At 63.7% G+C, this 26,724-nt stretch carries 26 protein-coding genes and 1 tRNA gene; 11 read left to right on the top strand and 16 right to left on the bottom strand.

Annotation, left to right across the window (positions count from 1 at the left end):
• Positions 1-21: 21 nt before the first annotated feature.
• From Y88_RS16900 to Y88_RS16890, 3 genes are all read right to left on the bottom strand, one after another.
• Positions 22-612: a DUF4402 domain-containing protein gene (locus Y88_RS16900; RefSeq protein ID WP_008071455.1), complete on the bottom strand. Its 591-nt coding sequence runs from the start codon at positions 610-612 to the stop codon at positions 22-24.
• A 358-nt stretch (positions 613-970) separates the two neighbouring features.
• The gene (locus Y88_RS16895) at positions 971-1,525 is read right to left on the bottom strand and encodes a DUF4402 domain-containing protein (protein ID WP_008071454.1); all 555 of its coding nucleotides are present in this window, start codon (positions 1,523-1,525) and stop codon (positions 971-973) included.
• Entirely contained in the window at positions 1,522-2,142 is a 621-nt protein-coding gene (locus tag Y88_RS16890; RefSeq protein ID WP_018075615.1) for a DUF4402 domain-containing protein, read from the bottom strand. Before Y88_RS16890 ends, Y88_RS16895 begins: the two co-directional genes overlap by 4 nt.
• Positions 2,143-2,351: 209 nt before the next feature.
• Between Y88_RS16890 and Y88_RS16885 the strand changes: the two genes are divergently transcribed.
• From Y88_RS16885 to Y88_RS16875, 3 genes are all read left to right on the top strand, one after another.
• A complete protein-coding gene (locus tag Y88_RS16885; protein WP_008071452.1) occupies positions 2,352-3,131 on the top strand; it encodes a sulfite exporter TauE/SafE family protein in 780 nt (259 codons plus the stop codon).
• A gap of 17 nt (positions 3,132-3,148) precedes the next feature.
• A complete protein-coding gene (locus Y88_RS16880) occupies positions 3,149-3,913 on the top strand; it encodes an alpha/beta fold hydrolase (protein ID WP_008071451.1) in 765 nt (254 codons plus the stop codon).
• Between the two features lie 146 nt (positions 3,914-4,059).
• A complete protein-coding gene (locus Y88_RS16875) occupies positions 4,060-4,578 on the top strand; it encodes a YbjN domain-containing protein (RefSeq protein ID WP_008071450.1) in 519 nt (172 codons plus the stop codon).
• Between the two features lie 49 nt (positions 4,579-4,627).
• On the opposite strand, the gene Y88_RS16870 is transcribed toward Y88_RS16875, so the two are convergent.
• The 4 genes from Y88_RS16870 to Y88_RS16855 form a co-directional block, all read right to left on the bottom strand.
• Positions 4,628-6,073: an AMP nucleosidase gene (locus Y88_RS16870; protein ID WP_018075617.1), complete on the bottom strand. Its 1,446-nt coding sequence runs from the start codon at positions 6,071-6,073 to the stop codon at positions 4,628-4,630.
• Between the two features lie 209 nt (positions 6,074-6,282).
• A complete protein-coding gene (locus Y88_RS16865) occupies positions 6,283-8,457 on the bottom strand; it encodes a penicillin acylase family protein (protein ID WP_018075618.1) in 2,175 nt (724 codons plus the stop codon).
• 79 nt (positions 8,458-8,536) lie between these two features.
• The gene (locus Y88_RS16860; protein ID WP_008071447.1) at positions 8,537-10,768 is read right to left on the bottom strand and encodes a methyl-accepting chemotaxis protein; all 2,232 of its coding nucleotides are present in this window, start codon (positions 10,766-10,768) and stop codon (positions 8,537-8,539) included.
• Between the two features lie 241 nt (positions 10,769-11,009).
• A complete protein-coding gene (locus Y88_RS16855; protein ID WP_050805645.1) occupies positions 11,010-11,855 on the bottom strand; it encodes a DMT family transporter in 846 nt (281 codons plus the stop codon).
• A 736-nt stretch (positions 11,856-12,591) separates the two neighbouring features.
• Between Y88_RS16855 and Y88_RS16850 the strand changes: the two genes are divergently transcribed.
• Both Y88_RS16850 and Y88_RS16845 read left to right on the top strand, forming a co-directional pair.
• Positions 12,592-14,307 (top strand): hypothetical protein, encoded by a 1,716-nt coding sequence (locus Y88_RS16850; RefSeq protein ID WP_008071442.1) that lies wholly within the window; start codon positions 12,592-12,594, stop codon positions 14,305-14,307.
• A complete protein-coding gene (locus Y88_RS16845; protein WP_018075621.1) occupies positions 14,304-15,104 on the top strand; it encodes a hypothetical protein in 801 nt (266 codons plus the stop codon). The genes Y88_RS16850 and Y88_RS16845 overlap by 4 nt, the downstream gene beginning before the upstream one ends.
• 163 nt (positions 15,105-15,267) lie before the next feature.
• Here the strand turns inward: Y88_RS16845 and Y88_RS16840 are convergent, their stop codons facing one another.
• The 7 genes from Y88_RS16840 to aroA all read right to left on the bottom strand — a co-directional run bounded on the left by Y88_RS16840 (position 15,268) and on the right by aroA (position 19,617).
• Positions 15,268-15,603, bottom strand: coding sequence for a DUF2322 family protein (locus Y88_RS16840; protein WP_008071438.1), 336 nt, complete (start codon positions 15,601-15,603; stop codon positions 15,268-15,270).
• Between the two features lie 115 nt (positions 15,604-15,718).
• Complete coding sequence (rplI, locus tag Y88_RS16835; RefSeq protein WP_008071436.1) at positions 15,719-16,318, bottom strand: 50S ribosomal protein L9; 600 nt, start codon at positions 16,316-16,318, stop codon at positions 15,719-15,721.
• 12 nt (positions 16,319-16,330) lie between these two features.
• On the bottom strand, positions 16,331-16,555 hold the full coding sequence (gene rpsR / locus Y88_RS16830; protein WP_008071434.1) for a 30S ribosomal protein S18: 225 nt from the start codon (positions 16,553-16,555) through the stop codon (positions 16,331-16,333).
• 3 nt (positions 16,556-16,558) lie between these two features.
• Positions 16,559-16,921: a 30S ribosomal protein S6 gene (rpsF, locus tag Y88_RS16825; RefSeq protein ID WP_008071424.1), complete on the bottom strand. Its 363-nt coding sequence runs from the start codon at positions 16,919-16,921 to the stop codon at positions 16,559-16,561.
• Between the two features lie 160 nt (positions 16,922-17,081).
• Positions 17,082-17,522 carry a PilZ domain-containing protein gene (locus tag Y88_RS16820; RefSeq protein ID WP_008071420.1) on the bottom strand — a complete coding sequence of 147 codons (441 nt, stop codon included), beginning with the start codon at positions 17,520-17,522 and terminating at the stop codon, positions 17,082-17,084.
• A gap of 110 nt (positions 17,523-17,632) precedes the next feature.
• Positions 17,633-18,274: a (d)CMP kinase gene (locus Y88_RS16815; protein WP_008071418.1), complete on the bottom strand. Its 642-nt coding sequence runs from the start codon at positions 18,272-18,274 to the stop codon at positions 17,633-17,635.
• A complete protein-coding gene (gene aroA, locus Y88_RS16810; RefSeq protein WP_008071416.1) occupies positions 18,271-19,617 on the bottom strand; it encodes a 3-phosphoshikimate 1-carboxyvinyltransferase in 1,347 nt (448 codons plus the stop codon). The genes Y88_RS16815 and aroA overlap by 4 nt, the downstream gene beginning before the upstream one ends.
• Before the next feature lie 188 nt (positions 19,618-19,805).
• On the opposite strand from aroA, the gene Y88_RS16805 reads away from it, so the two are divergent.
• Together Y88_RS16805 and Y88_RS16800 are read left to right on the top strand one after the other, a co-directional pair.
• The gene (locus Y88_RS16805) at positions 19,806-20,123 is read left to right on the top strand and encodes an FYDLN acid domain-containing protein (RefSeq protein ID WP_008071414.1); all 318 of its coding nucleotides are present in this window, start codon (positions 19,806-19,808) and stop codon (positions 20,121-20,123) included.
• Positions 20,124-20,327: 204 nt separating this feature from the next.
• Positions 20,328-20,403: transfer RNA gene (locus Y88_RS16800), tRNA-Ala, on the top strand.
• Positions 20,404-20,499: 96 nt separating this feature from the next.
• Here the strand turns inward: Y88_RS16800 and Y88_RS16795 are convergent.
• Positions 20,500-21,837, bottom strand: coding sequence for an APC family permease (locus Y88_RS16795; protein ID WP_008071407.1), 1,338 nt, complete (start codon positions 21,835-21,837; stop codon positions 20,500-20,502).
• A 99-nt stretch (positions 21,838-21,936) separates the two neighbouring features.
• On the opposite strand from Y88_RS16795, the gene Y88_RS16790 reads away from it, so the two are divergent.
• Together Y88_RS16790 and Y88_RS16785 are read left to right on the top strand one after the other, a co-directional pair.
• The gene (locus tag Y88_RS16790) at positions 21,937-22,695 is read left to right on the top strand and encodes an enoyl-CoA hydratase/isomerase family protein (RefSeq protein WP_008071406.1); all 759 of its coding nucleotides are present in this window, start codon (positions 21,937-21,939) and stop codon (positions 22,693-22,695) included.
• 101 nt (positions 22,696-22,796) lie between these two features.
• Positions 22,797-24,848 carry a M13 family metallopeptidase gene (locus Y88_RS16785; protein ID WP_008071405.1) on the top strand — a complete coding sequence of 684 codons (2,052 nt, stop codon included), beginning with the start codon at positions 22,797-22,799 and terminating at the stop codon, positions 24,846-24,848.
• Positions 24,849-24,937: 89 nt separating this feature from the next.
• Here the strand turns inward: Y88_RS16785 and Y88_RS16780 are convergent, their stop codons facing one another.
• Complete coding sequence (locus Y88_RS16780) at positions 24,938-25,888, bottom strand: isopenicillin N synthase family dioxygenase (protein WP_008071404.1); 951 nt, start codon at positions 25,886-25,888, stop codon at positions 24,938-24,940.
• Positions 25,889-25,930: 42 nt separating this feature from the next.
• On the opposite strand from Y88_RS16780, the gene Y88_RS16775 reads away from it, so the two are divergent.
• Both Y88_RS16775 and Y88_RS16770 read left to right on the top strand, forming a co-directional pair.
• Positions 25,931-26,380: an EVE domain-containing protein gene (locus tag Y88_RS16775; RefSeq protein ID WP_008071403.1), complete on the top strand. Its 450-nt coding sequence runs from the start codon at positions 25,931-25,933 to the stop codon at positions 26,378-26,380.
• 84 nt (positions 26,381-26,464) lie between these two features.
• Complete coding sequence (locus Y88_RS16770) at positions 26,465-26,716, top strand: hypothetical protein (RefSeq protein WP_018075622.1); 252 nt, start codon at positions 26,465-26,467, stop codon at positions 26,714-26,716.
• Positions 26,717-26,724 lie beyond the last annotated feature (8 nt).

Here is a 26,724-nt window from a genome sequence, read left to right as displayed (position 1 = left end):
TCAGCCGAATGCCTCGCACCCTTACTGATAGGCGACCGTCGCGTTGTAGGTGCCGGTATAGGCGCCTGCGGTTTCGGTGCCCGCCACGGTCAGCGTGCCGCCGACGTTGAAGCTGTAGGTGCCCGAGGCGCTGAGCGTACCCGAGGCAGCCGACGGAGCGGTGGTGAAGCTCATCGTCTTCGTGCCGTTGGTCAGCGTGCCGCTGGTGGTCGTGATGCCGAAGTTGCGGCCCGAATCGCCGGTCAGCGTGAACTGGTCGGCAGCGGTCGACGAACCCGGAACGAAGCCGACGTCGCTGGTGACCGAACCGGCACCGGCCGAGGTGACAACGACGGTGCCGCCCGCGCCGACGGTGAACTTGCCGAAATTGAGTGCCGCACCGCTGGTGTGGGTCAGAACGATCGGCGCAACGACGCTGGCGGTGGCAGTGCCGGCCGCGGTCGAGCTGTTGCCCGAAGCAGCCAGCGCGACGCCCGGTGCTGCGAACAGGGCGGCAACCGAAGCTGCCGCGAGAACGTACTTGTTCATCTTGGTCATTTGCTCATTCCCCGAAGTGGACCGCAAGGCAACGCTCTTTGCATTGGCCTCCAGTGCCGCGACGGTGGTGCGCATTGGCAATGGTTTGCCGAATGTCCCCCGCCGCAGGTCGTCTGGTAAGAGGAAATGATTAATGGCTGGTTAGGTGAAACCACGGTGGCGTGAAATGATCGGGACGAGAGGCGCTGGTGGTTCGGTTCGGCATGGTTTCCCGCGTCGCCGGGTTTTTGTCGGAAATGCCGAAAAGGAATGGCCGTTTGTTTTCAGGATGATGTGCGATTTTTCGCGGTTTGCCGCAAACGCTCGCCGATTTCGACCCGCGATGGGCCCGGGCTGACCCTGAAATCGGGGGGACGGCCGGACGCCTTTCCAGCCCTTTCTCCCTGCGCGGTGGCGGACGACGATTGCGCGATTCGCAATCGCTGAAACCCGTTCAGATATAGGTTACCATGATGGTCAGCGTGGCGCGGTAATGGGCTGCCGGAGCGTCGGCGGGCAGCGTGAGCGTGCCGCCGACTTCGAAGCTGTCCTGTCCGACAGCGTCGAGGCGGGGCTCCGATGTCCCGCTTGCGCTGTGCAGGGTAAGTGCCCCCACTTGCAACGACGGGGCACCCTTGGCGGCGGCGGCCGCGTCGGGCAGGGCGGCCACGGTCGAAGGCAGCTGGATCGCATAGCTCCGCAGCGGTTCGCCCTTGACCGTGAAGTGGGCGGAATGCGCGTCGCCGCACGCGGTGCCCGCACATATGCCTCCCGCCGCTCCGCCATAAGACGCACCGGCGCTACCGGGACTGACGGTCACGGTCCCGCTTTGCCGGGGGGCATGGGTGATTGTGCCGAAATCCATGTCTGCATCGGCCGTGACGGTGAGAGGGCGGACAATGCTTGCCGTGGCGACGCCGGTGGCACTCGACGAGGCGGCACAGGCAATCTGCGATCCCGGGGCGAGGACAAGCAGTCCGGCCGCGATACGGATCGCGATGCCCTTCATCCCAGCACCGCCACGACCGAAGTCATGAGAACCAGCGGAAAGGTAAGCTCGCCGCCGCCCGACGTGCGCTCGACGTTGAGTGTCCCGCCGATATGGAACGTCACCGAGCAGCTGTCCGACATGCAATTGGAAAGGGTGTAGAGCGCGGTGCGCCCCGGTTGCAGCACGGGAATGCCGGGGAGATCGGTGGTAAAGCCCGAAAGCGTACCCTGAACCCCTGCTGCGCGCACATTCGGAACGCTGGGCAGGTTGATCGCGAAGGTCAGTTGATAGGCGCGCTTGTCGTTGCCGGGGCGGTTGTAGACCAGTGTGAACTGTGCCGGGCCACTGGTACGGTCGCCGAGTGGGAACACATTGCTGTTGATGGTCGAGCCGTCCGCTCCGACCGTGCGCGATCCGCCGTCGACCGTCACGATCGTACCGAAGCGCAAGGGCTGGTTGCTCAGCAGGCTGAGCGAGCCGGGCGTCGCCGAGGCGGGCGTTGCGATGGCAAGAGTTCCCAGCAGGGCCGGGATCAGGACCCGGCTCCGGCCGTGTGCGAACGAACGGCGCACACGCACGAAAGCGCGTCGCATCGGCCGTTTCGGCGCAATCATGTCCATGGCGCGAAGTTTCATGGCAAAGTCAAGGATATGCCTTCCCCACACGGGCGCAAGGGGGATCGTGGCCGCCTCTGTCTCTTTTCGGACCCAGGTGGCGACAAAGAAAGAATGCCAAGCTCCAAAATAGAGATTGTGCGCCCCGATGTTGCGGAAAGCGGGGTTTGCCCGGTATGGCCCGCGGGAAAGCCGTGACGATCACCGCCGCGCGCTGTACTGGATAGGGAATGCTGGCCCAGTTCGACATGCTGCACGTGATCGCCGGTGCGCTGGTGGGGTTGCTCGTCGGCCTTACCGGTGTCGGGGGCGGTTCACTGATGACGCCGCTGCTGGTGCTGATGTTCGGCATCAGTCCGACGACGGCGGTCGGCACTGACCTTCTGTTTGCGTCCTCGACCAAGATTGCCGGGTCGCTGATCCACGGCTCGCGGTCGAGCGTCGACTGGAAAATCGTGCGGCGGCTTGCTTCGGGCAGCGTGCCTGCGGCGATCCTCACTCTGATCGTCGTGTCAGGCCTTGGGCAACCGCCCAAGGCGGCGAGCAAGGTCATGCTTGTCGCGCTCGGCTGCATGTTGATACTGACGGCCTTTGCCACGCTGTTCCAGAACCGGCTCGCCTCGTTTGCGCAACATCACGAACAGCGCGACGACAAGACCACTCGACTGCCGACGATCGTTCTGGGCGCTTTGCTGGGCGTCGCGGTGACGGTTTCTTCGGTCGGGGCGGGGGCGATCGGCGTGACCGCGCTGCTGATGCTCTATCCCGCGTCGCGCGTGTCGCGGATCGTGGGCAGTGACATTGCCCATGCGGTGCCGCTGACGCTCATCGCCGGGTTCGGGCACTGGGTCATCGGTGACGTCAACGTGCCCTTGCTGGTCAATCTGTTGATCGGTTCGGTCCCGGCGGTGGCGGTCGGAAGCCTGCTGTCGACGCGCGCGTCCGATCGCGTGTTGCGCCCCATCCTTGCGGCAGTCCTCCTGATTTCGGGCTACAAGCTGCTGGGATAAGCGGCTATCGCGGTGTCATGACGACGATACCTGCGACAAGCGAGACATTTCCCGGCTTCGATGGCGCTCCGTTGGCGCTTCACCGTCTGGGAGAGGGACGGCCGGTCGTGCTGCTGCACGGGCTGTTTTCCTCGGCCACGGTCAACTGGATCAAGTACGGCACAGCCGCGCAACTGGCGGAGGCGGGTTTTGCCTGCCTGATGCCCGACTTGCGCGCGCATGGGGGCAGTGCGGCGCCGCATGATGCCGAGGCTTATCCTTCCGACGTACTTGCTCGCGACGCAGAGGCGCTGGTCGCCCATCTCGGCCTTTCCGATTTCGATCTCGTCGGTTTTTCCCTCGGCGCGCGGACTTCGGCGCGCAGCGTGATCCGAGGCATGGCGCCCCGCCGTCTGGTCCTGGCGGGCATGGGGCTCGAAGGGCTCGCGGGCTGGGCCAAGCGGCAGGATTTCTTCCGCGACGTGATCGATCGTTTCGGGACGATCCGCCCCGGCGATCCGTCCTACATGGCGCAGCAATTCCTGAAATCGACCGGCGTCGATCGCGTGGCGGCCCGCCTGCTGCTCGGCACGATGGAAGACACTCCGCCCGAGGCGCTCAAGGCGATCACGATGCCGACGCTGGTGCTGTGCGGGGCGGACGACAACGACAATGGCTCGGCCGACCGACTGGCAGAAGCTTTGCCCAATGCCGAACGCGTGACCATTCCGGGTACGCATATGAGCAGCGTGACCATGCCCGAACTGGGGCGGGAACTCGTTGCTTTCCTCGATCGGGATTGAAGGAGTTCGAGTCGCGGACGTCCATAGGCCCCGACTTGCCGTTACGGCGCGCTGGATCGAACCGACCGCGCGCCGATCCCGCTTGTCGCGGGTTCGAGTTTATGAGACGCTTCGGGCATAAATAAAAATACCCGAGGATGTCTGTCATGAAATCGGTACACATTCCGATTGCCCACTGCCTGTTGGGGCTTGCCTTGTGCGTCGGTGCATCAGTTCCGGCGCGGGCCGATGAAGTTTCCGCAACCGAGCCGCAAGGCGTCGTCGCCGCGCTCAAGGCGTCGGGGGACGATGCCGTCCTGACGCATGACGACAGCGGCGATCCGTTGATCCAGGCGCGGATCGGCGGCTGGGCGACGCAGATCGTGTTCTACGACTGCAACGAGATCACCCATGGCGCCTGCCAGTCGTTGCAGTTCAGCGCGAATTTCCAGCCGGAAAAGCCCTTCGACTCGGTGGCCGCCGCAGCCTTTGCCCGCGACAACCGCTTTGCCGCAGTCACGGTCGGCGCGGACAAGTCGGTCAATGTCAGTTGGGACGTCGTGACGGGCAAGGGCATCGACCCTTCGGTCTTTGCCCTGGTGGTCAAGAGCTATCGCCTCGCGCTCGATACCATCGGCACGCAAGTCTTCGTGAGCCACCCGCGGCTTGCCAGCGCTTCGCGGTAAGGGCCAGCGCTTCGCGGTAAAGGCCAGTGCTTCGCGGTAAGGGGGCCCCTTACCGGAACGGGGGCTCGTTGAACGCGCGCAGCTTGCGCGAGTGGAGGCGGGACCCCTGTTCGCGCAGAAGCTCGCACGTGGTCGTGCCGATCGCCAGATGGGCGGCGATCGCTTCCTCGTAAAAGCGGTTGGCCTGTCCCGGCAGCTTGATTTCCCCGTGCAGCGGCTTGTCCGACACGCACAGCAAAGTGCCGTAGGGCACGCGGAAACGATAGCCCTGTGCCGCGATGGTGGCGCTTTCCATGTCGATGCCGACCGCGCGCGACAGGCTCAGCCGACGGGCCGAGTGCGAGTAGCGCAATTCCCAGTTGCGGTCGTCGGTGGTGACCACGGTGCCGGTCCGCATCCGTCGCTTGAGATCGGTTCCGCCGGTGCCGCTGACCTGTTCGGCGGCGGCCTGTAGGGCGACTTGCACTTCGGCAATGGCGGGAATGGGGATTTCGGGCGGCAGGACCGGATCGAGCACGTGGTCGTCGCGCAGATAGGCATGGGCGAGGACATAATCGCCGATCTTCTGTGTCGGGCGCAGGCCGCCGCAATGGCCGATCATCAGCCAGGCTTCGGGGCGCAGCACGGCCAGATGGTCGCAGATCGTCTTCGCATTGGACGGGCCGACACCGATATTGACCAGCGTGATCCCCGAACGATCCGGCGCGATCAGGTGATAGGCGGGCATCTGGTGCCGCCGCCATGCCGTGTCGGACAGGCGGTCGCGCGCGCTGTCAGTCGCGGCATCGATCTGCAAGCCGCCTGCGCCGGTCAGCGCAGTGAACCGGCCGGTACCGAGCTGGCGGCCCGCCCAGTCGACGAATTCATCGACATAGCGGTGATAGTTGGTGAACAGGATGTAGCGCTGGAAATCCTCGGCCCGCGTGCCGGTATAGTGCGCCAGCCGCGCGAGGCTGAAATCGGTGCGCAGCCCGTCGAACAGCGAAAGCGGGAAGGGCCCGTCACCCACGAAATATTCCGCGTCCGCAATCTCGTCACCGATTTCCGCCAGTTCGGTCGTCGGGAAATGGCGCGCCAGATCCTGTGGTCGCACAGCGCCGATTTCCGCGCCGAACGTGCCGTCGAGCACATAGGGAAAGGGGATTTCCTGCCGCGAGGGGTGGACCGTCACTGTCACGGCATAATCCTCGAGAATGAGGCGCAGCTGTTCGGCGAGATAGTCGGCGTAAAGTGCCGGACGCGTCACCGTCGTTGCATAGACCCCGCGCTCGGTCAGGCGTCCGAAGGCGCGTCCGGTCGAGACATTGTCGGGATCACCGGGCAAATCGATCCGCAATTCCGGATAGGCATAGGACCCGTCGTCGCGACGCCCCGCCGGGGGCAGGGTGCCATCGGCGGCAAAGGCGGCGATATCGGCCCGCAAGGTCGCAACCGCGCGGGCGTGCAGCCGGGTCAGCTCGGAAATCGTGGCGGCAATGGTCTCTTCGATATGCATGAGCCCGAGCGTAATCCGCTTTGATGACCATGCAAAGAGAGCCGCAGGTGTTTGTGCCGTCATTCCGACTTTGTCGGAATGACGGCATGCGGCACCGGCCCGCTCCCCCACCCGGCCTCCCAACAATTGTACCCTGTGGGAGGCCGGGTGGGGGAGCGGGCCGGTGCCGCGTCAGAAACTCCGCCATTGCCGGAGTTTCGAACCAGACACTAACGCCGGATCAGGATCCGGGTGGAAGTCGTATGCGCGGCGAGGTCGTCGGGCCAGAAATGCACGGGGCGCAAGTCGCCGGTGGCATAGCGGTCGACCTGATCGGCAAAATGCGGGGAAGCCGGGTCGTTGCTTTCCCCGCCGATGCTGACCGCGCGGGCGGTGACGCGGGGGCCGAATTCGACGGCGGCAACGAAGCTGTTGCCGCTGGTGCCGTAATAGCGCTTCGTGCCGGGATAGCGTTTGGCGCCGAACGAGGCGAGCGAGCCCCACCGCGCGCTGGCGAAGGGAATCGGGGTCGACGGCTTCGCATCGGAAAACACCTGATCGATGGCGCCGTCGTTGCGTTGATAGCGGTTCATGTCCCCCCACGGCACGCGCCAGTCGCCGAAATCGCCCTTGAGCCGTGCGATCGCTTCGTCGAGCGCGGCAAGGCGTTGTGCCGGGCTCGCATGGCGTTCCATCCAGTCCCAAACCGACGTGCTGTCATCCTCGGGATCGGGATGGTCGCCGCGCTTGGCCCAGAGTGCTTCGCCCCAGTTGACGGCAAGCGTTGTCGCGGTGGACCCGGCCGACCAGCGCTTGTCCCAGCCTTTGAGCAGGGCGATCGCGGCCTGTCGGTCGGCATTGCCGGGGTCGGAGGCTGCCGCGTCGAACAGCGGCGGCAAAAGGTGCTCGAACGCCGGAAGCCAGGGATCGTAGGCGGCGGCGATCAGGCCCGGCAGAGTGAAGTCCCGTCGCTCGCCCAGCACCTTTTCCGCATGGGGACCGCGCGGGTTTTCGCCCAGTTCGTCCATATAGACGGGGTAATCGGTCTTTTTCGGGCTGTCCGCGCCAGCGGCAGTCCAGGGCGCGTTGTTGGTGTTGAAGGCCCAGCCGTTCTTCGGATTGAGCACGCTCGGCAGAGTATCGAGCGCATGAAGGCCGCGCCAGTCGGTCGCAGGATCGCTGCCGTCGACAGGCTTCGTGTAATCGAACCGGGTATCGCGGATCGGCACGAATTGCGGATGGAGATAGGCGATTTCGCCCTTGTCATCGGCAAAGATCGTGTTGTTCGAACTGTTCGCCTTGCGCTCGGCGACTTTCAAGAATTCGGAGAGGTCGCGGGTCTTGGTGCGCAGATAGCTCTGTTCGAGCGCGGCGACGGGGCGGTTCATCAGGGCAAAGGCAATCCACTTGCCCCCTTCCTCGCGCACGATCGGGCCGTGGTGGCTGGCCCATGTGGTGAAGTCCCGGCTCGCCATGGTGCCGTCGGGGCGGCGATAGCGCAGTGTGATCGTGTTTTCCGCAAGCGGTCGGATCTGCCCGCCATAGCGATAGCCTTTGGCCCCGGTCGGAGTGTCGACGAGAGTCTCGGCAAATTCGTCGACGTTGTCGATCCCGCTCGACGTGTGCATCCATCCGGCATGGGCGTTGAACCCCTGATAGATGAAGAATTGTCCCCACGTGACCGCGCCATAGGCATTGAGGCCTTCGCGGCTGGTCATCTGTAATTCGGAGCGGAAGAAGAAGCTGGTATGCGGATTGATCAGCAGCAGAGCATGGCCGTCCTTCGTCCGTGAGGGCGCGATGGCGATGCCGTTCGACCCTTTGGGTTCCTGCCAGATCAGCCCGCGTTCAGAGGCGGTCATTGCCACTTGCTTGTGATCGTAAAAGGCCTGCAACTGCGACAGGGGCACCCGCTCGATATCGCCGCCGATGCTGCCTTCGCTGAACGAAAGCGCCATCCACGGTTCGAAATGGGTGAGGACCAGCGGCTTTGCCTTGGGATGATCGGCCAGCCATGCGTTGAGCCCGTCGGCCCATGCCTGCATCAATTTGCGCAGCCAGAGCGGGCTTTGCGCATAGTCGGCCTTGAGCCGTTCGGGGTCGATGAACAGGCGCTGGCGCAAATCCTGCCAGATCGCGCTTTCCCCTTCCGCTTCGGACAGGCGGCCCAGATTGACCAGGTAATTGCGTTCGATCCGGGGGAAATCATCTTCGGCCTGAGCATAGATCATGCCGTAGACGGCATCGGCGTCAGTCTGTCCCGACACGTGGGCAATGCCCCATTCGTCGCGGGTGATCGTCACGCGATTGACTGTCGAGGGGGCTTTTGCCGGATGGGCCATCGCCACGGGAACCGCCAGCGGTGCGGCAAGCAGGACGGCGGCAAGGCGGCGGGAAAAACGCATGACAGGCTCCACGGATCGATCGTTGCCCTGTTAACGACCGATCCGCGAACCTGTCACGTCCGTTTAGGCGGTGGGAGTCTTACGCGGCATAGCGTTTGCCCATGCCGAACGATCCATGGCTGCCGTTGCCGAGGTTAAAGCGTCCGACTGCCGATTCCAGCGTGCGGGCCTGATCGCCGAGGCTGCGCGCAGCGGCCGTGCTTTCCTCGACCATCGCCGCGTTCTGCTGGGTCATGCGTTCCATTTCGCCGACGGCGGTGTTGATCTGCGCCAGATTGGTCGCCTGCACTTCGGCAGAGCTGGCGATCTCGTCGATGGTTTCGCGCAACTGGCTGATCTGCTCGATGATGTGTTCGAGTGCGGTGCCGGTTTCGCCGACGAGCGTCACGCCCTGCGACACCTGCTGCGAGCTGACGTTGATCAGGTTCTTGATGTCCTGCGCGGCTTCGGCGCTGCGCATGGCAAGCGAACGCACTTCGCTCGCGACCACGGCAAAGCCCTTGCCCGCGTCGCCCGCACGGGCGGCTTCCACCCCGGCGTTGAGCGCCAGCAGATTGGTCTGGAACGCGATCCCGTCGATCAGGCTGATGATCTGGCTGATCTGTTCCGAGGACCGCTCGATCTCGCCCATGGCCATGACGGCATTGTGGACGATCGCGCCGCCTTCGGCTGCCTGACGATCGGTGGAGGTGATCGCGGTGCGCGCCTGCGCCGCGTTCTCGGCGGTCTGGCGCACGATCGCGGTGACCGAATTCATGGCAAGCGCGGTCTGTTCCAGACGGGCCGCGCCGGTTTCGGTACGGCTGGCAAGGTCGGACGAGGCCTGGTTGATTTCGCCCGCACCGATATTGATGGTCTTGCTGCTGTCGTCGACGGCGGAGATGATCTCGCGCAGGCTGGACACGGCCGCGTTGAAGTGGCGTTTGACGTTGGCGTATTCGGCCGAGAACTCTTCGTTGATCTGGGTGGTGAGATCGCCTTCGGCCAGGCGTTCGAGGCTGCGCGACACGGTGTCGACCACCAGTTGCGTGCGGGCCTGATCCTGTTCGCGGTGTTCCAGATTGACGCGCAGGTCGTTCTGCATCTTGCGCAGCGCTTCGGCCAGAGTGCCCACTTCGTCGTCCTGCGCGATGGCAAGCTGCTGGTTGAGCTTTTCCTGCGCGATGCCGTCGGCAAATTCGGCACAGCGGCTGATCGGGCTGGTGACCGTGGCGGCCATGCGCCAGGTCATGGCAATGGCAATGGCCGCAATGCCGAGGCTGATCAGGACCTGCAACATGGTATCGACCGTCGAACGCTGGCCCAACTGGTCGGACAACAGGGCGGCGTCGGCCATGACCATGGCGCGCGGAACCGAGATCAGCACCGCCCACGAGGTGTCGACACGACCGATCTTGATCGGGGCATAGACTTGCAGGTTCTCGCTCTTGGGATCATCGACAACCACCGACTTGCCCGCCGCGATCACTTGCGCGCTGCTTGCCCAGGCCGGATTGGCCTTGGCCGCCGCGCCGCCGATGGCTTCGGGATTGGCGCTGTCGGCGACGATCAGGCCGCTGTCGTTGATGACTGCGACCGTGCTCTTGCCGTCATAGAGCGACTTGCTGACCTGACTTGCGAGCGTCTGGAGAAAGTCGAGATTGTAGTCGGCCCCGGCAACGCCGTGGAACACGCCATTGATCATGATCGGCACCGACATGGTGGCCAGATAGACCTGCTTGCCCTGAACGATATAGGGCAGGGGGCCGAGCAGGTTTTCGCGATGGGTGTTGTGCGGGTTGATGTACCACGCCCCCTTGACCAGCCCGTTGGGATGGCGCGCGCTGCTGTCGTATTCGACCAGAGGCTGGATCGCGATTTTTCCGCCCGCCCCGCGCGTCCAGTAGGGCAGGAACCGCCCGGTCGCGTCCGAGCCCATGGCCGCCGCGTTCTGATAGGGCCCGTCATTGCCGTCGAGGCCGTTGGGTTCCCACGCGGAGTAGGTCCCGTTGAAGCTGGGGTTGTGTTCGAGCACATTGCGCAGCACCGCATTGAACTGGGCGCGGCGACCGCCCGCCGCCGTGCCGCCCGCGCCGGGGGCTGCCATCTGTTCGAAACTGTTGGCGGTGGTGCGGGCCGCGTCGAACGCCATGTCGAGTTCGGATTTGATGAAGCGCGCTTCGGCATCGGCCCGGTTCTGCAGGTTCTGCTTTACCTGTTGCTGGACCATCTCGGACACGCGGCCGTTGACGTATCCGTGAGTCCGATAGGTTGCAAAAGTGCTGTAGGACACCAGGATGGCGACCGAGGCGGCAATGCATGCCCCTGCCATGACTGCGATTTTTGTCCTGACTGAGCGGAATCCACCAATCGTTTTCAACATGTTATTAACCAGCCCCAGTTATTGCGATCCTCAGGTTTGAGCCGGTGAATACGCTACGGCGCCGTGATATTTCGCTCATCGGTGGATACGTAAGGACAGCGTCCGGTCGGACGGGCTTCTTTCCCATTCCTTTACATTTGCGCTGCGCCTCATGCTCCCGCACAAGGACGCGACGCAAAGGATCGGGTGCTTACCGGAACGTCATCGCCAGCCCGGCGACAATCGCGCCAAGTCCGGCCCAGCCGAGCGGGGCCATGGCATGGCCGAGCAAGAGCCAGTCCATCACCGCCGTCACGCCCGGCACCAGATAAAGCGAGCTGGTGACATTGACGAGATTGCCCGTGGCGATGAGGCGATAGAGCGCAAAGCTCGCCCCCACCGAAATCGCCAGTCCCAGCCAGAGCGCGCTGAGCAGGAAAGCGGGCGCCATCGACAGGTGGAACGGCTCGAACGGAGAGACCAGCAACACGACCGCGAGGCCAGTCGCATATTGCAGCGGCAGGACGTCCCAGGGCGCCTGCGTCTCACGCTTTTGCCAGATCGTCCCGCCGGTGATGCCGCACAACGACAAGAGGGCAAAGACAAGGCCGGTCACGCCGAACTGCGCCCCGGCCATGCCGTCCCACACGATCATCGCCACTCCGGCCAGCGCGAACAGCAGTCCCCCGACGCGTCGGGCGCTGAAACGATGCTCGGTCACGGCAAGCGTCACCAGCGGCTGTATCCCCAGCAGCGTGGCCAGCATCCCGGGCCGCAACCCGTGCTCCATCGCCAGAAGATAGCATGAGGAATAGACCCCGGCGATGGCAAAGCCCGTGCCGATCACGCGCGGAATGCTTTCGCGCCGAGGCAGGAACCGCCCGCGCCGTAATGCAACGATAGTCAGTGCGCCCAGCGCAACGCCATAGCGCAAGAGCAGCAGGGCAAAGGGCGAGCCGTAATGAAGCCCGATTTCGGAAACGATGGCGCCGCTGCTCCACAGCAGCACAAAAGCGCTCGTGAGGGCAATCGCCCCCACAGGAAAACGAGAATGCATGGTATCACCTGAAAATGCAGATCATTCGGTGCGCGGGGCACCGAGCCAAAGCGTCAGACGGGATCAGCCCGCAATGACGGCCGGAGGCGGGGCGGCAGCCATGACGACTGGAGCCGGGTGCATGTCAGATGGCGGCGGCGGCGCAATCCCGAACAGACCACAAAGCGCGGGGGCAACCGAACCGGTGTTCCAAAGGGAGAGAAGTGCCTGCATTGCGCAAAGCTACGTCCTTTTGCCCGCCGACGCAAACGGGGTGCGCCACCCTATTAGGCAGGCGTGTGGTTCGGTGAAGTGTAGTGGTGGGGTTGGCTGCAAAGCGGCTGGTAGCTTTGGGGTGACGTTCGTTATTGATTGCAGCACGCGATGCCGTCTCACCTCTAAAGCCGCTAGTCGAGTGGCTTGGCCAGGACATCGGAACCGGTCGTACATTCACGCGGGCCTCGGCACTGCGGAAAGACAGGGCGTGGGACTTACTTGCCGTTCTCAATCGTGGTGGCGAACGGCAGCTTCTGTAAAAAGCGGAACACCAAGTGTCCGTCGGTCTCGTAGTACTCTCGGATCGCGTCTCGCTCGCTTCCCCAAATTAGCCATCCGGTCACGGCTCGCTCGAGCCCACACCCAAAACTTGAATGACGTGACAGATGGCGCTCAGCACTTCGTCAAAGCTGCTCCAAGTTCTTGCGTTACTGAGCAAAGTCCAATTTCCCGGATAAACCGAGTATGGTAATGCTCCCGCATGCCCAGCTTCGCACACAAAAAAATCGTCCAGAAGATTGAGAAGATCGACGAGCTACCGTCTGATGACGCGCAATACTTGCAATGGGTCGGCGCCGGTCAGCATCTGGAGTTCCTCAAGCAGAATGCCATCGCTGACGAGACAGTCATTTACGGGTCCGGCCCCTACACGTTCATTCATTCAATCGTGGTGCCGGATGAAGCGCTAGAGGCCGCATCGCAGGATGACCTGCTGCGATGGAGCTGCAATCCGTATGTCAGCATCGCAAGCTATGTCTCCGGCGGGGGCCGCAGGGGGATGTGGATCGAGCGAGATGACCATCACCGGGGCTCAAAGGCGCTTGATCAGGGGCGTGATCTCATTTTCGCACGCACGTTTGAGGGATGGAGCGGCGACGGGCGCGACTACATCGAAGTCAATCAAGAATACACACATCTGACGGGTGTCCACTGGCGACCCGAGGAAAATGCCTATTGCCGCTTCGATGATCACGGTGACCTTCGGCACTGTGCATCCGTCACGCTAGGTCGCAGTGGCGAAGAGGTACGGCTAGTCTCGTTTACCTGGGAAGAGCTAGAAGAATACCTGACCATCGCACGTCGCTCGCTTGTGCGCATGTTCGACTTCACGTTGCTGAAGCACAGCGAATTCAATGGCTGGCCGGACAACATCGATGAAGTGGTCCATGTCGATTCCGCCGATTTCTTCTATCGGCAGCGTCACGGCGGACGCTGTGCCTACACGCGCGGTATCCAGATCATGCGTCCGCGCCGTGGCGCTGACCAGGTCTTTCAGGGGATGACGGATGGCTGGAGCGGGAACAAGTCCAAGCAGTACGTTGAGTTCGTTGCGCATGATTGGCGCAATGAGCGACTGGCCAAAATTTCCACAGACCCGGCAGCGACGACCAATTATTTTCAGACGGAGGGCAACAATCTGCCGTTCGAGCTATCCCCGGCCTTCTTTCGGGCCGAGGTGCTGTCAAAATACAAAACCGACCGCGAAAAATACACAATCAAAGACCGTGAAGTGAGCTGCCGGGCGGCATGGCACCTGCGCGGCTACGACGTGAATGAGGCGGGTCAGGTCCATGCCTATATCTGCGATCTGCGTGCCCTGCCGTACACGGAGCAGTTGCACTGGCTGGCCTTCAACGTCGAGCCACAGGCAGGCATCTCGGAGCGCGCCATCATCAATGACTTCCAAGGTGACTTTGTAACGTTCCGGCACCCGCGCGAGGAAGTCATGTCGATTGTCCGGCGATGGAGAGACCGCAAGGTTGAATGGTGGAAACTGCGTAATTCCGATTTGATGGATCGGGCCAACATTCCGCTGACGGCGAGCAAGGATGAGTGGGCCGAGGCCGTCATGGACCTCACAAAGCTTGTCGTCGAAGGCTTCGAGACAAAGCCCCTGCGTCAGCGCCTTGACCGGTTATCGGTCGAATACACCGACAGTGACCGCACGCTGGCATTGTTGGAAAAGCTCCTGAATGTCGGCCGCCACCGGGATGAGCAGATGAAGCTGTCGGGGTTGCGGGAGACGCAATGGCTGCGGTCGAAGTTGCAGGGCCATGCAAGAGGCACCGAAGCGGCGCAAGCGGCAAAGGACGCCATCGCTAACTTCGGCAGCTTCAAGGACCATTTTTCGGACCTGTGCACGCGGATCGCTGCGGAACTGCAATCGATCGAGTCCCAATGTGAAGCCGAGCTGTGACGGAGCACGCCGCCATCTTTGATTTTGATGACAATGCGGAATGGGGGCCGCGCTTATGGGAGCTTTTGCGCCCCTATCTGCCAGGCAACATGGCCCAGATTGTCGGGGCGGCAGAGCCTGAATTCATCGAGGATGCAGCGGAGGTCGTGCTGGTGCATGCGGATAAACAGGTTCTCTCCGCGGCAATGACCGGCTGGCTTCGGTCCCAGCGGATACGCGGTTATCATGGCACACGCGTCAATGCCGACGAGCTGGAGTCTATTCGCCGAGACGGCCTTCTGCCTCTCAGGGTCCAGCAGCGTACCGAGCGTCTGCAACGCGTCTTGAGCCAGCATCCCCGATGGGGCGAGGTTGCGCACACATTGACAGTGGCGTTAGAGCTATTCGGCCCAGGAATGCGCTCTGGTAGGCGCGAAGGGCAGGTGCATTTGACGGTCTCGCGGGCAGGCCTCGTGAACGGATTCAATCATTACCTCAAGGAAGGCTCTGAGTTCGATTGGCATGTCTCGCACCATTTGCTTGGTTCCGAGGGCCAAGTCCTCATGGCAGCGGACGGCGATGCGTACCTCATTTCACTGCTGGTGCCAGAGGATGCTGCGCTTACAGCATGCAATCGCTTCGGCATGCCGACGGATGGCTTTCCGAACTTGGTCTTCGACCTATTCCATGTTTGGATCTATTGGCTGGGGTGCCCGGATTACCGTGCGTCCCGCCTCAAGCTCGATTGCGGGATGGTTTTCTCAGACATAGTCCCCGTGTCCTGGATAGACCGTGTCGAGAAGATCGACATGATCTAGGCCTGCTGCCGAGGCGGCTGGTTCACGGTATTCAATCGGCAGCTTGTGTCAGCGCAGGACATTCGCCGTGGACGATCGCAATAGCCGGGTCTGGTCGGGTACCGCCGCAGGCGCTTCGCCGCCGGAAAGGCAGCTTTCCGCCCTTCGCATTTCCTAACCCGCCTTACCCCTCGATGGCGACGATCTCGATCCGCAGGGGGGTGCCGCCTTCGGCGATGGTGAGGAGGCGGTCGATGTTGGGGTGGGCGCCGGGGCGGGTGCGGGCGTCGGGGGTGTGTTCGGCGAAGATGAGGAGGCCGTGTTCGGCGGCCTTGGCGTCCAGTGCGTCGAACGTCTGCGCAAGGTATTGATAGACTGCCAGTGAACCTTGCTTGCCCGGCTGGTTTTCGATCGAGGCGACGACGGTGCCGGTTTCGTCGATCAGGTCGATGCGCTGCACGCCGTCGATCGGGGGCAGTTGCCGAAGGTTGTCCTTGAAGCTGGTACCGGCTGCGATCATCGTTGGAATTCCTGCGTGATTTTGCACGCGGCCTAACGGTCCCGATGGCATCGGACAACGAAAAAGGGCGCCTCCTTGCAGAGACGCCCCTTTTGCATAACCGTTTCGGCTACGATCAGGCTTCGGCTTCCGCCGTGCCTTCTTCGAGCAGGTCGGCCGGGATTTCGCCCGGTTCTGCGTTCGGATCGTAAGCTTCGGTGAAGCCGCCGGTTTCGGTTTCGAACATCGCGTCGATGACGTTCACGCCCTTCGACTGAAGCTCGGCTTCATCGGGCGAACGAGCGACGTTGGCCTTGACCGTAACGGCCACTTCGGGGTGCAGCGCAACGCGCACGTCGAAGACGCCGATGGTCTTGATCGGGCGTTCGAGCACGATCATGGCCTTCGAAACCTTGCAGCCCTGGGCCACGAGGCCGTCGGTGATGTCGCGGACCGAAACCGAACCATAGAGATGGCCGGCGTTCGAAGCAGCGCGGATGAGCACCACTTCCTTGCCGTCGACGTTCGACGCTTCGCTCTGGGCTTCTTCGCGGCGAGCGGCGTTTTCAGCCTCGATGCGCGCGCGATTGGCTTCAAAGATCTTGCGGTTGGCGTCGTTGGCGCGCAGCGCCTTCTTGTTGGGCAGCAGGTAGTTGCGCGCGTAACCGTCCTTGACGGTCACTTCGTCGCCGATGGTGCCCAGCTTTTCGATGCGCTCGAGCAGGATGATCTGCATGTCAGGCGCTCCTTACTTGACGATGTAGGGCAGCAGGCCGAGGTGCCGGGCGCGCTTGATCGCCTGGCTCAGCTCACGCTGCTTCTTGGCCGAAACCGCGGTGATGCGGCTGGGGACGATCTTGCCACGTTCGGACATGAAACCCTGAAGCAGGCGCACGTCCTTGTAGTCGATCTTCGGAGCGTTCTTGCCCGAGAAGGGGCAGCTCTTGCGGCGGCGGAAAAACGGACGGGCCATGGATTATTCCCCTTCGCGTTCGCGGCGGCGGCTGCGTTCGCGGTCGTTCTTGCGCATCATCACCGAGGGGCCGGTTTCGAGTTCGTCCACGCGCACGGTGAGGAAGCGGATGATGTCTTCGTTGATCGAGGTCTGACGCTCGAGCTCGGCCACGACGCCCGCCGGGGCTTCGATGTTGAGCAGGACGAAGTGAGCCTTGCGGTTCTTCTGGATCTTGTAGGCCAGCGAACGCAGGCCCCAGGTTTCGGTCTTGGTGACCTTGCCCTGGTTGGCTTCGACGATTTCGGTGGCGGTGGCGGCGAGCGCGTCAACCTGAGACTGGCTCAGATCCTGGCGCGCGAGAAAGACATGCTCGTAAAGCGGCATGTACCATGCGTCCTTTGCAATGCTAACCGATCGCTGGCTTGTCCGCGGGATTGCGGGGCCCCTCCGGCTTTCTTCTTACCCGGTCCTTGCGGAGCAGGAAGCTGCGCCCCTTAGCCCATCGGTCGCAAATTGCAAGGCCTGCTCGCGAAAATGCGCCTGATCAGGCCGCCGAGCGAATTTGCATGGGCGCCGGATGGGCGAGCGGGGCGCCGCGCCCTGAACTTGCCGCCGAACTTGCCGTCGAACTCATGGCCGTGCCGATGGCATAGTCGCGAATGAGGTCGTCGAACACCTGCTGATGGAGCGGGTCGCCGAATTCAAGGCCCGAGGTGCGCCCGCGTGCCCATACCACAAAGGCCATGCGCGCGGCTTGTCCGGGCAGCAGCAGCGTGATCGGTTCGCCCAGGCGCGGCAATTCCACGCCTTCGATCCGGGCGCCGAAGCGGGTCATGTCCTTGAGCATGACGGTCGAGCGGACAAGGCCGTGCTTGCACCGCACCGGCAGTTCGAACCCGACGCGCGGGGCGCGGCGGCGGAAAGTGTCCGGAGCGGGGAAAGTGTCCGAGACGGGGATAGTGTTCGGGGCGGGGGGATGGTCCATGGCGGTTCGTCTCATGCTTTGTGGGGCGTTTACCACGCACGAGAAGAACGGCCCGACATGCCCCGGTTTCAGCCGGAGCATGGGGGATACGTAGCCTTGCAAGCGGCCTGTCAGGCTCCCGTTTGCTTTTGAAGCTGGACCTGTTTTTCGACGAGGGCGATGGCCGCCGCGATGGCGATTTCGGGCGACATGGCCGAGGTGTCGAGCTTGGCCGCGCCTTCGGCCTGGCGCAGGGGAGCAACCGCGCGGGCCGCATCGCGTTCGTCGCGGGCGGCAAGGTCGGCCTCAATCGCTTCGCGGGTCACGTCTTCGCCCCGGCTGCGCATTTCCATGAACCGGCGCAGCGCGCGGGCCGCAACGCTGGCCGTCACGAACAGCTTGGCATCGGCATGGGGGGCAATCACGGTCGCGATGTCGCGTCCATCGAGCACGGCGCCGCCGGGCTGGTTGGCGAAATCCTGTTGCCGGGCGAGCAGGGCGGCGCGCACTTGCGGATGGACCGAAACCCGGCTGGCAAGGCCGCCGGTCGCTTCGCTGCGCAGCGCGGGATCGTCGAGCAGGCTGTCGGGAAAGGCAGTCGCGGCCAGTGCGTCGGCCGGATCGTCGGGATTGCCGCCATTGAGGTCCACTTGCCGCCCGACTGCGCGATAGAGCAGCCCGGTGTCGAGGTGGGGAATGCCGAAATGGCGGGCCAGCGCCTTGGCAATGGTGCCTTTGCCCGAAGCGGTCGGGCCGTCGACGGCGATGATCATACGGCGCCCACTTCGCTCAGGAGGTGTTCGAAAACGGGGAAGCTGGTGGCGATGGGGCGCGTATCGTCGACGGTCACGCCGGTCTGGCTGGCGAGCCCGGCAACGGCCATCGACATGGCGATGCGGTGGTCGAGATGCGTCGCGACGGCGGCATTGCCGGTGCCGTTCAGCAATTTGCCGCCGGTCCCCTCGATGATGAGCCCGTCTGCGGTTTCCTCGACGCGCGCACCGGCAAGATGGAGCGCGGCGCGCATGGCGGAAATGCGGTCCGATTCCTTGACGCGCAGTTCTTCAAGGCCCGAAGTCACCGTGCGTCCTTCGGCAAGGGCCGCGGCCACGAACAGGACCGGGAATTCGTCGACCATGCTCGGCACGACGGCCGGATCGACTTCGATCCCGTGGAGCGTGCTGGCGCGGACGTGGAGATCGGCGACCGGTTCGCCGCCGACTTCGCGGCGATCGATTTCCTCGATCTGCCCGCCCATCAGGCGCAGCACGTCGAAGAGCGCGGCGCGGGTGGGGTTGAGGCCGACGTTCTCGACCACGAGATCCGACCCCGGTACGAGCAGGGCGGCAACGACGAAGAACGCCGCCGACGAGGGATCGCCCGGAACGACGATGTCCTGGGCCTTGAGCTCGGGCTGTCCGACGAGGCGGATGATCCGCGCGCCGTCCTCGTCGATGTCGACGGTAAGGGCCGCGCCGAAACCGCGCAGCATGCGTTCGGAATGGTCGCGCGTCGGGACCGGTTCGATCACGGTCGTCACGCCCGGCGTGTTCAGTCCGGCGAGCAGCACCGCGCTTTTCACCTGTGCCGAGGCGACGGGAAGGCGATAGGAAATCGGCACCGGCGTATCCGTACCGGTTTCCAGCAGGGGCAGGCGACCACCCGGATAAGTCGTGAAGGCCGCGCCCACTTGCGAAAGCGGGGTGATGACCCGGCCCATCGGGCGTTTGGACAGGCTGGCATCGCCCACGAAGCAGGTGGTGATCGGATGGCTGGCGACAAGGCCCATCAAGAGGCGGGTCGAAGTGCCCGAATTGCCCATGTCGAGCGCACCGGCCGGTTGCAGCAGGCCGCCCACGCCCACGCCTGAAACCAGCCAGTCGCCATTGCCCTGGCGTTCGATCGTGGCGCCCATGGCCCGCATGGCGGCTGCGGTCGAGAGCACGTCCTCGCCTTCGAGCAGGCCGGTCACGCGGGTTTCGCCCACGGCCAGCGCGCCGAGCATGATCGAGCGATGGCTGATCGACTTGTCACCGGGGACGCGGATGCGACCGGTCAGAGGCCCTTTGGCCAGGAAGCGCCGGGCCAGAGCATGAGGGGCGGAGGAAGTGGACACGAAAAGCCTTTCCGAACGGGAGAGGGGGCAAATGCGCGCGGCTTTTGACAGCGACGCGCGGCTATGGCAAGGCGCCGGGCTCTTTCGAGAGGATGCCGGCTTGATTGCATGAAGCCGAGCGTTCAACACTCGTGCAGATTCGCGTCCGCGCCGGGAGGTCCGTGGCGGACAGGACTTGAGGAAACTTCATGGTCAAGCCTGAATGGGGCGCCAAGCACAGCTGTCCGAAGTGCGGCACCCGCTTTTATGATCTGGGCAAGGGTGATCCGGTCACCTGCGTCGAATGCAAGTACAGCTGGATTCCCGAGCCTGTGCTGAAGTCGAAGCAGCCCATCCCCTACGAAGAGATCCAGAAGGAAAAGGTCGACACCGACGCCGACGTCGATCTGGCCGACGAGGATCTGGACATCGACGAGGACGGCGATTCGCCGGACAACGATGTCGATCTGGGTGGCGACGACGATCTGGGCGTTGCCGGCCACGACGGCGAGGACGAAGAAGGTTGATGACCCGACCCGGCCGCACCGCAAGGTGTTGGCCGGGTTCGTTCCTTTGGGGAACGGTGCGTGAAACGGGGGCGCACAAAAAAATTCGGCAGGTTTGAATTTTTCTCTTGCCAGCAGCAGGGACCCCCCTTAGAGGCACGGCTCCCGGCAGCGAACACTGACCGGCACGGCAGCCTCCCAGGGCCGCCGAACAGGAAACATCGTGGGGCCGTAGCTCAGCTGGGAGAGCGCTACAATGGCATTGTAGAGGTCAGGGGTTCGATCCCCCTCGGCTCCACCAGTTTCCTCCTTCTTCCCGGTAGGGAAGTGATAAAGGGCCCCTTTCGGGGCCCTTTTCTCGTTTCAGCGTTCTTGTTTGTTTCCGGGGCCTGTGGCGTCAGCCCGGAACTGTCCTTCCCGAAACCGCCTTTGCCGCGAATCGCTCCAGCAGCAGTCCGGCGGCCATGACGCCCATGCCGAACAGCGCGCCCGGACCCATCTGGGTCAGCGACGACCACAGCATCACCAGCGCCAGCGCGATGAAGGCCAGTGGGAAAAGCGGAAACAGCGGCGTGCGGACGGGGAAGTCGTGCCCCCTTTGCCCATCATGACGGCGGCGCAGGCGAATCGAGGCGCCCATTCCGAGCGCCATGAACACCCAATAGACCGGGGTCATGTAGTCGACCATGGCGCCAAAGCCGCTCGTCGTGAAACCGGCGAGTGCCGTCAGCACCAGCGAAAAGGCGGCAACCGCCCCGACCGCGCGCGCGGGTGTGCCGCGTTCGGGATGCCAGTGACCGAGCATGGCAAGACGTGGGAGGGTCCGACTCGCCGCCCATGTGATTCGCGCGCAGATGATCAGAGTCGAATTGATGCTGGCGATGGCCGAGATCGCGACGACGGCAACGATGACGACGGCGCCGGGGGCTCCGAATGCGGCGCGGGCGACATCGGCGCCCGGTGCAGTGCTCTGTGCCAGACGTGCCCAGCCCAGACCGTGCAGCATCGCCGCATTGAGCGCGACATAGATGGCGATCAACAGCAGCACGGCGCCGATCGTCACCACGGCCATGCCGCGCCGACCGGCTTTGAGTTCAGCCGACAAGGTTGCCATGTCGCTCCATCCGCCATAGGCGAGGAAGACGTAGATGAGGGCAACGCCCAGATGGGGTTCGGTGGGGGGCGGTGTGGCGGCGAGCGGAGGCGGCGTCACCGAAAAACCTGCCGCCGTGACGGCAAGGAAGCCCAATGCGACGAGGCCCACCAGTAGCGCCTGTGTCAGGAACCCCAGCCGGACGTGGATGCAATTGAGGAGCGCAAGTGCGGCAACTACCGCAAGCGCGACCAGCGTGCGTCCAAGTGACCCCAGGGGCACGAGCGCACTGACATAGTCGGCCAGCAAGTGCGCCATCAGGGCGATCCAACCGGTGTGCATCACCGCAAAGCGCGACCAGGCATAGAGCGCGCCGACGCGCGATCCCCATGCCCGCGTCAGAAAGCTGTATTCCCCGCCCGCATCGGGGAAGGCGCAGGCCATCTCGACGTAGGACAGTGCACCGATCAGCGAGACCAGTCCCCCGGCGATCCACAGCCAGAGAAAACCGCCCGGCGCGACATTGAGCGCCACCGTCGGCGCAGTCTTGAGCGCATCGGTGGACATGATCATGCCGAGCCCGACCAGCGTTGCCGCGACAAGGCCAAGGTGGGGGCGGGGAGTGGGGGAGGCGGCGGTCATGACCCTGGGTTAGCTTTCCTGCCATCGCCGTCCAGTCCATCGGTCGGCCTTGTTGGCTTGCGGGCGCGTCGCTAGGGGGAAGGGGAAGGGAGCAGGTTCATGATTTCGCATGCGATTGCCAACGGGATTGCCACGATCGAACTGACCGCCGCAGCCACGCGCAATGCGCTCGGGCTTGCAGGCTGGCGCGCGTTGTCCGAGGCGGTTGCCGCGATCGATACCAGCGCGGTGCGTGCCGTCGTGGTGCGTTCGGCAACCGATGGCATGTTCTGTTCAGGATCGGACTTGCGCGAGATCATCGGTCTGGCCGACGACGCGGCGGCGCGGGCGCCGTTCCGCGAGATCATGCGCCATGCACTCGAATCGCTGGCGGGGCTGCCCATGCCGGTGGTTGCCGAAATCGACGGCGACTGTTTCGGCGCGGGCGTTGCGCTGGCTCTCGCGGCGGATATGCGTGTGGCAGGCCCGCGTGCGCGGTTTGCGATCACGCCGGCCAAGCTCGGCATCACGTATCCGCAGGAAGACGTGGCGCGACTGGTCGCGCTGGTCGGGCCGGGACAGGCCGGGCGCCTGCTCTATGCCGCCGAAGTGATCAATACGGCCGAAGCCGCGCGGATCGGGTTGGTCGAAGTGCAGGCGGACGATGCTCTCGCCTCTGCCCATGGGCTCGCACACGCCATGGCGGTGCAGTCGCCCGCGAGCCTTGCTGCGCTCAAGCAGGCGGTGCGGCGCTCTCCGCTCGGGCATGATCCGGCGCTCGATGCGGCGTTCGACGGTGCCTTTGCCGGGGCGGATTTTCGCGAAGGACTGCTGGCCTTTCGCGAAAAGCGGCGGCCGCGGTTTGCCGATCGGGGCTGAACGCTCGCGCTTGCGGTAAATGCGGCGTTTATCAGGTTGTGCTATCGCTTCATGATTGATCGGCGGGGGGCCTTGCCGATCCCTAAATTCATGGAGGTTGGATGACGACGACGTGGTTGCGCCGTGCGGTCCGGGTTGCGTTGGTCGGTCTGCCGCTGATGCCGGTGGCAGTGATGGCACAAGATGCCGATCCCGCACCCGATCAGCCGCGCTATGGCAGTTTTGGTCTCGACACCGCCCTGATGGATCGCGACGTCGTGCCCGGCGACGACTTCTTTTCTTATATGGAAGGCGTCTGGGTAAAGACGACGCGGATTCCTGACGACAAGGCGCGGGTCGGATACAACTATGACCTCGACGACAAGGTCGAGGAGGATATCCGCGCGATTGCCGAGCAGGCCGTCGCGCATCCCGATACGCCGGGCGCCAAACGCATCGCGGCGGTTTACAGCGCCTGGATGGATGAAAAGGGCATTGCCGCGCGCGGACTTGCCCCGTTGCAGCCCTGGCTGGCCAAGATCGCGGCGGTGCACACCCGGCGCGAGTTGATGGAGCTGATGGCCGAGCCGGGCTATTCGAGCCCGATTGCGATCGGCATTTCGTCCGATTTCAGGAACCCGGCCCGTTACGTCGTCACCGCCGATCAGGGCGAACTGGGGCTGCCCGCGCGGGAATATTACCTCGATCCCGGCGAGAAATATGCCGCCGTGCGCAGTGCCTATGTCGGGTATATCGAGAAAATCTTCACTCTGGCGGGCATTCCCGACGGGGCGAAGAAAGCGCAATTGATCCTCGCGCTTGAAACGGCGGTGGCCCGCTCGTTCTGGGAACCGGAAAAGCTGCGCGATCCCAAGGCCACCTACAATCCGGTCCTGCGCGCGAAACTGGCCGCCTATGCGCCCGGCGTCGAATGGAATGCCATGCTCGCCCGCGCGGGACTGGCACAGGCGTCGACCGTCATCGTCGGGCAGCCGAGCGCGATCCGGGCGATCGGGGCCCGCCTTGCCTATGATCCGGTTGATCTGTGGAAGGATTACCTGACGTTCCATTTCATCAGCGGCATGGCGGCCTATCTGCCGCCGGAATTCGATGAAGCGCATTTTGCCTTCTATGGCCGGACGCTGTCGGGCATTCCGACGCAAAAGGCGCGGTGGAAGCGCGGGGTTTCGTTGCTCAACCACCAGCTCGGCGAGGAAGTCGGGCAGATCTACCTCAAGGCTCACTGGTCGCCCGCCGCGCAGCAGCAGATGGACGAGATGATCGGCGACCTGCGCGTGGCCTATGCCGACAAGATCGATCATGCCGCGTGGATGGATGCACCGACCCGCAAGGCGGCGCTCGCCAAGCTCGCCGCGTTCGAGGCCCGCGTGGCAGGGCCCAGGACGTTCATCGATTACACCGATTTCCACCCCGTTGCCAATGATCCGCTGGCGAACGCGATGGAATCGCAGCGGTTCGAATGGGCGTTGCGCGTGAAGCGTTTCCCCAAGCCGGTCGATCGCGGGCTGTGGGACATGACGCCCCAGACGGTGAATGCCTATTACGACCCGACTACCAATCAGGTCACGTTCCCCGCTGCCGAATTGCAGCCGCCGTTCTTTGACCCCAATGCCGATCCGGCGGTCAACTATGGCGGGGCCGGGGCGACCATCGGGCATGAGATGGGGCACGGTTTCGATGACGAAGGGCGTCAGTTCGACGGGCAGGGGCGGCTGACCGACTGGTGGACCCCGCTCGCGGCCAAGCGTTACACTGCCCATGCGCAGAACCTGGTCAAGCAGTTCGATGCCTATGAGCCGATTGCCGGCGTGCATATCAAGGGCGCCTTGACGCTGGGCGAAAACCTTGCCGATCTGGGCGGACTGGAAGCGGCCTATGCGGCCTATCACCGCTATCTTGTCCGTCATGGCGAAGCGCCGGAAATGGATGGCATGACCGGGGATCAGCGGTTCTTCCTTGCCTTTGCCCAGTCATGGCAGGGCAAGGCGCGTGACGAGGCGCTGCGTCAGCAATTGCTGAGCGATCCGCACAGTCCGGAAATCTATCGGGTCAACGGGATCGTCCGCAATTTTGATCCCTGGTACGCGGCTTTCGATGTGAAGCCGGACAACAAGCTCTATCTGCCGCCCGAACAGCGGGTGCGGGTCTGGTAATCCAACCTGTGATGAGTTTCTCCCATCGCAGGTCCGTATAATTCGTCGAGCCCCCAATGCCGCGTCACCGGCATCGGGGGCTCGCGGGATCACATGATCAGGCCGATTTCGCGCAGGCGCTGTTGCAGGTAAGCATCGGCGGTGATCGGCGCAGGATAGCGATCGGGATTGTCCGCGCTGATGCAGCCGGGCAGAGTCCGGATTTCAAAATCGCTGCGCAAGTGCAGGAAGAACGGCATCGAATAGCGGCTGAATTTCGCGCGTTCACCGCTGGGATTGCGCACCCGGTGCGTGGTCGAGGGCAGCACGTGATTGGTCAGCCGTTGCAGCATGTCGCCGATATTGATGACCAGTGCGCCTTCGGGCGGAGTGACTTCGATCCATTCCCCTTCGCGGGTCAGCAGTTCGAGCCCGGCTTCCTCGGCGCCGAGCAGGAGGGTGATGAGATTGATGTCCTCGTGTGCCCCGGCGCGAATGGCCCCTTCCGGAGCGTCCGCGATCGGCGGATAGTGGAGCAGGCGCAGCACTGAATTGCCGTCGGCAATGGCAGGCGCGAACCAGTCGGGGGCAAGACCCAGCGCAAGGGCGAGGTGCGAGAGGATGCCGCTGCCCACGCGGTCGAATTCGGCAAAGAGCGCGGTGAACGTCTCGGTGAAATGTTCGGGGCGTTCGGGCCAGATGTTGGGCGGCATGGTGGTGCCGAGCGGATGTCCGGCGGGCAGGTCGCGCCCGATGTGCCAGAATTCCTTGAGATCGTGGATCGGGGCGCCCTTGGCGATTTCTGTGCCGAAGGGGGTGTAGCCGCGCGCGCCGCCCTTGCCCTTGAGTACGTAGCGCTGCTTTTCCGCGTCGGGCAGGGCAAAGAAATCCTGCGTCAGGCGCCAGGCCTGCGCGATCAGCGCCGGGGCGATGCCGTGGTCGGCCACCATCGCGAAACCGAAACGACCAAAGCTATCGGCCAGTTTTTTGGGCAGACCGGCCGGATCGTCGGCCAATGAGATGACCGGCAGGGTTGGCAGGACGGGCGTTTCAGGCGACATGCGGCAATTCCATTTTCTGTGACCGGATTCCCTTGGAGGATCATGACCACTTTTGCCAATCCCGACGTGACCGGCAAGCAGCTCTGGCTGATGAAGTCGGAGCCGGATGTCTACAGCTATGACGATCTCGTCGCCGAGGGCGAGGGGACGTGGGACGGCGTGCGCAATCATCTCGCCGCGCGCAACCTGCGTTCGATGCGCGAAGGCGATCTCGTCTTTTTCTACCATTCCAACATCGGGCGCGAGATTGTCGCGGTGGCGACGATTTCCGTTCCCGGCCTGACCGACCCCACCGATCCCGAAGGCAAATGGGCTGCGGTCAAGCTGCGCCCGGTGGCGAAACTGGCCCGTCCGATCACGCTGGCGGAAATCAAGGCGACGCCTGCACTGGCCGAGATGGATCTTTTGCGCCTGTCGCGCCTGTCGGTTTCGTCGGTGCGTCCGACCGAATGGGCCCTGTTGCTCGAGATGGCGGGCGGTCTGGTCGAATAGTCGGCTGTCCCGCTCCGGTACGGGGGAGGAGAATCACTCCGGCGAGGGATGTGTGGCTGGTTAAAATTCGGTTAAAACCGAGCCATGACAGCGATCTCCCTCGTGCCCGGCCGTCCGGGCGAAGGCAACCGGTTCCGCCGCAATCTCCCCCTTGCGGTCAAGGCTCGGCTCGAGATGCCGATGCCCCGTTACGAACCGGAAGTGGAAGCGGCGATGAAGCGCCATGCGCTGCGCTCGCCCGATCTCGATTGGAAACGGATTTCCGCGCAGGACGTGCGCGATTTCCTGTTGGCCTATTGCGCCTGCTTTCTCGCGCTGCAGACGTTCCTGGCCTGACGTTCCGT

Origin of the sequence: Novosphingobium nitrogenifigens DSM 19370, from assembly GCF_000192575.1 — a bacterium.
Taxonomy (GTDB): Bacteria; Pseudomonadota; Alphaproteobacteria; order Sphingomonadales; family Sphingomonadaceae; genus Novosphingobium; species Novosphingobium nitrogenifigens.
This window is presented reverse-complemented; position numbering and strand designations above follow the sequence as displayed.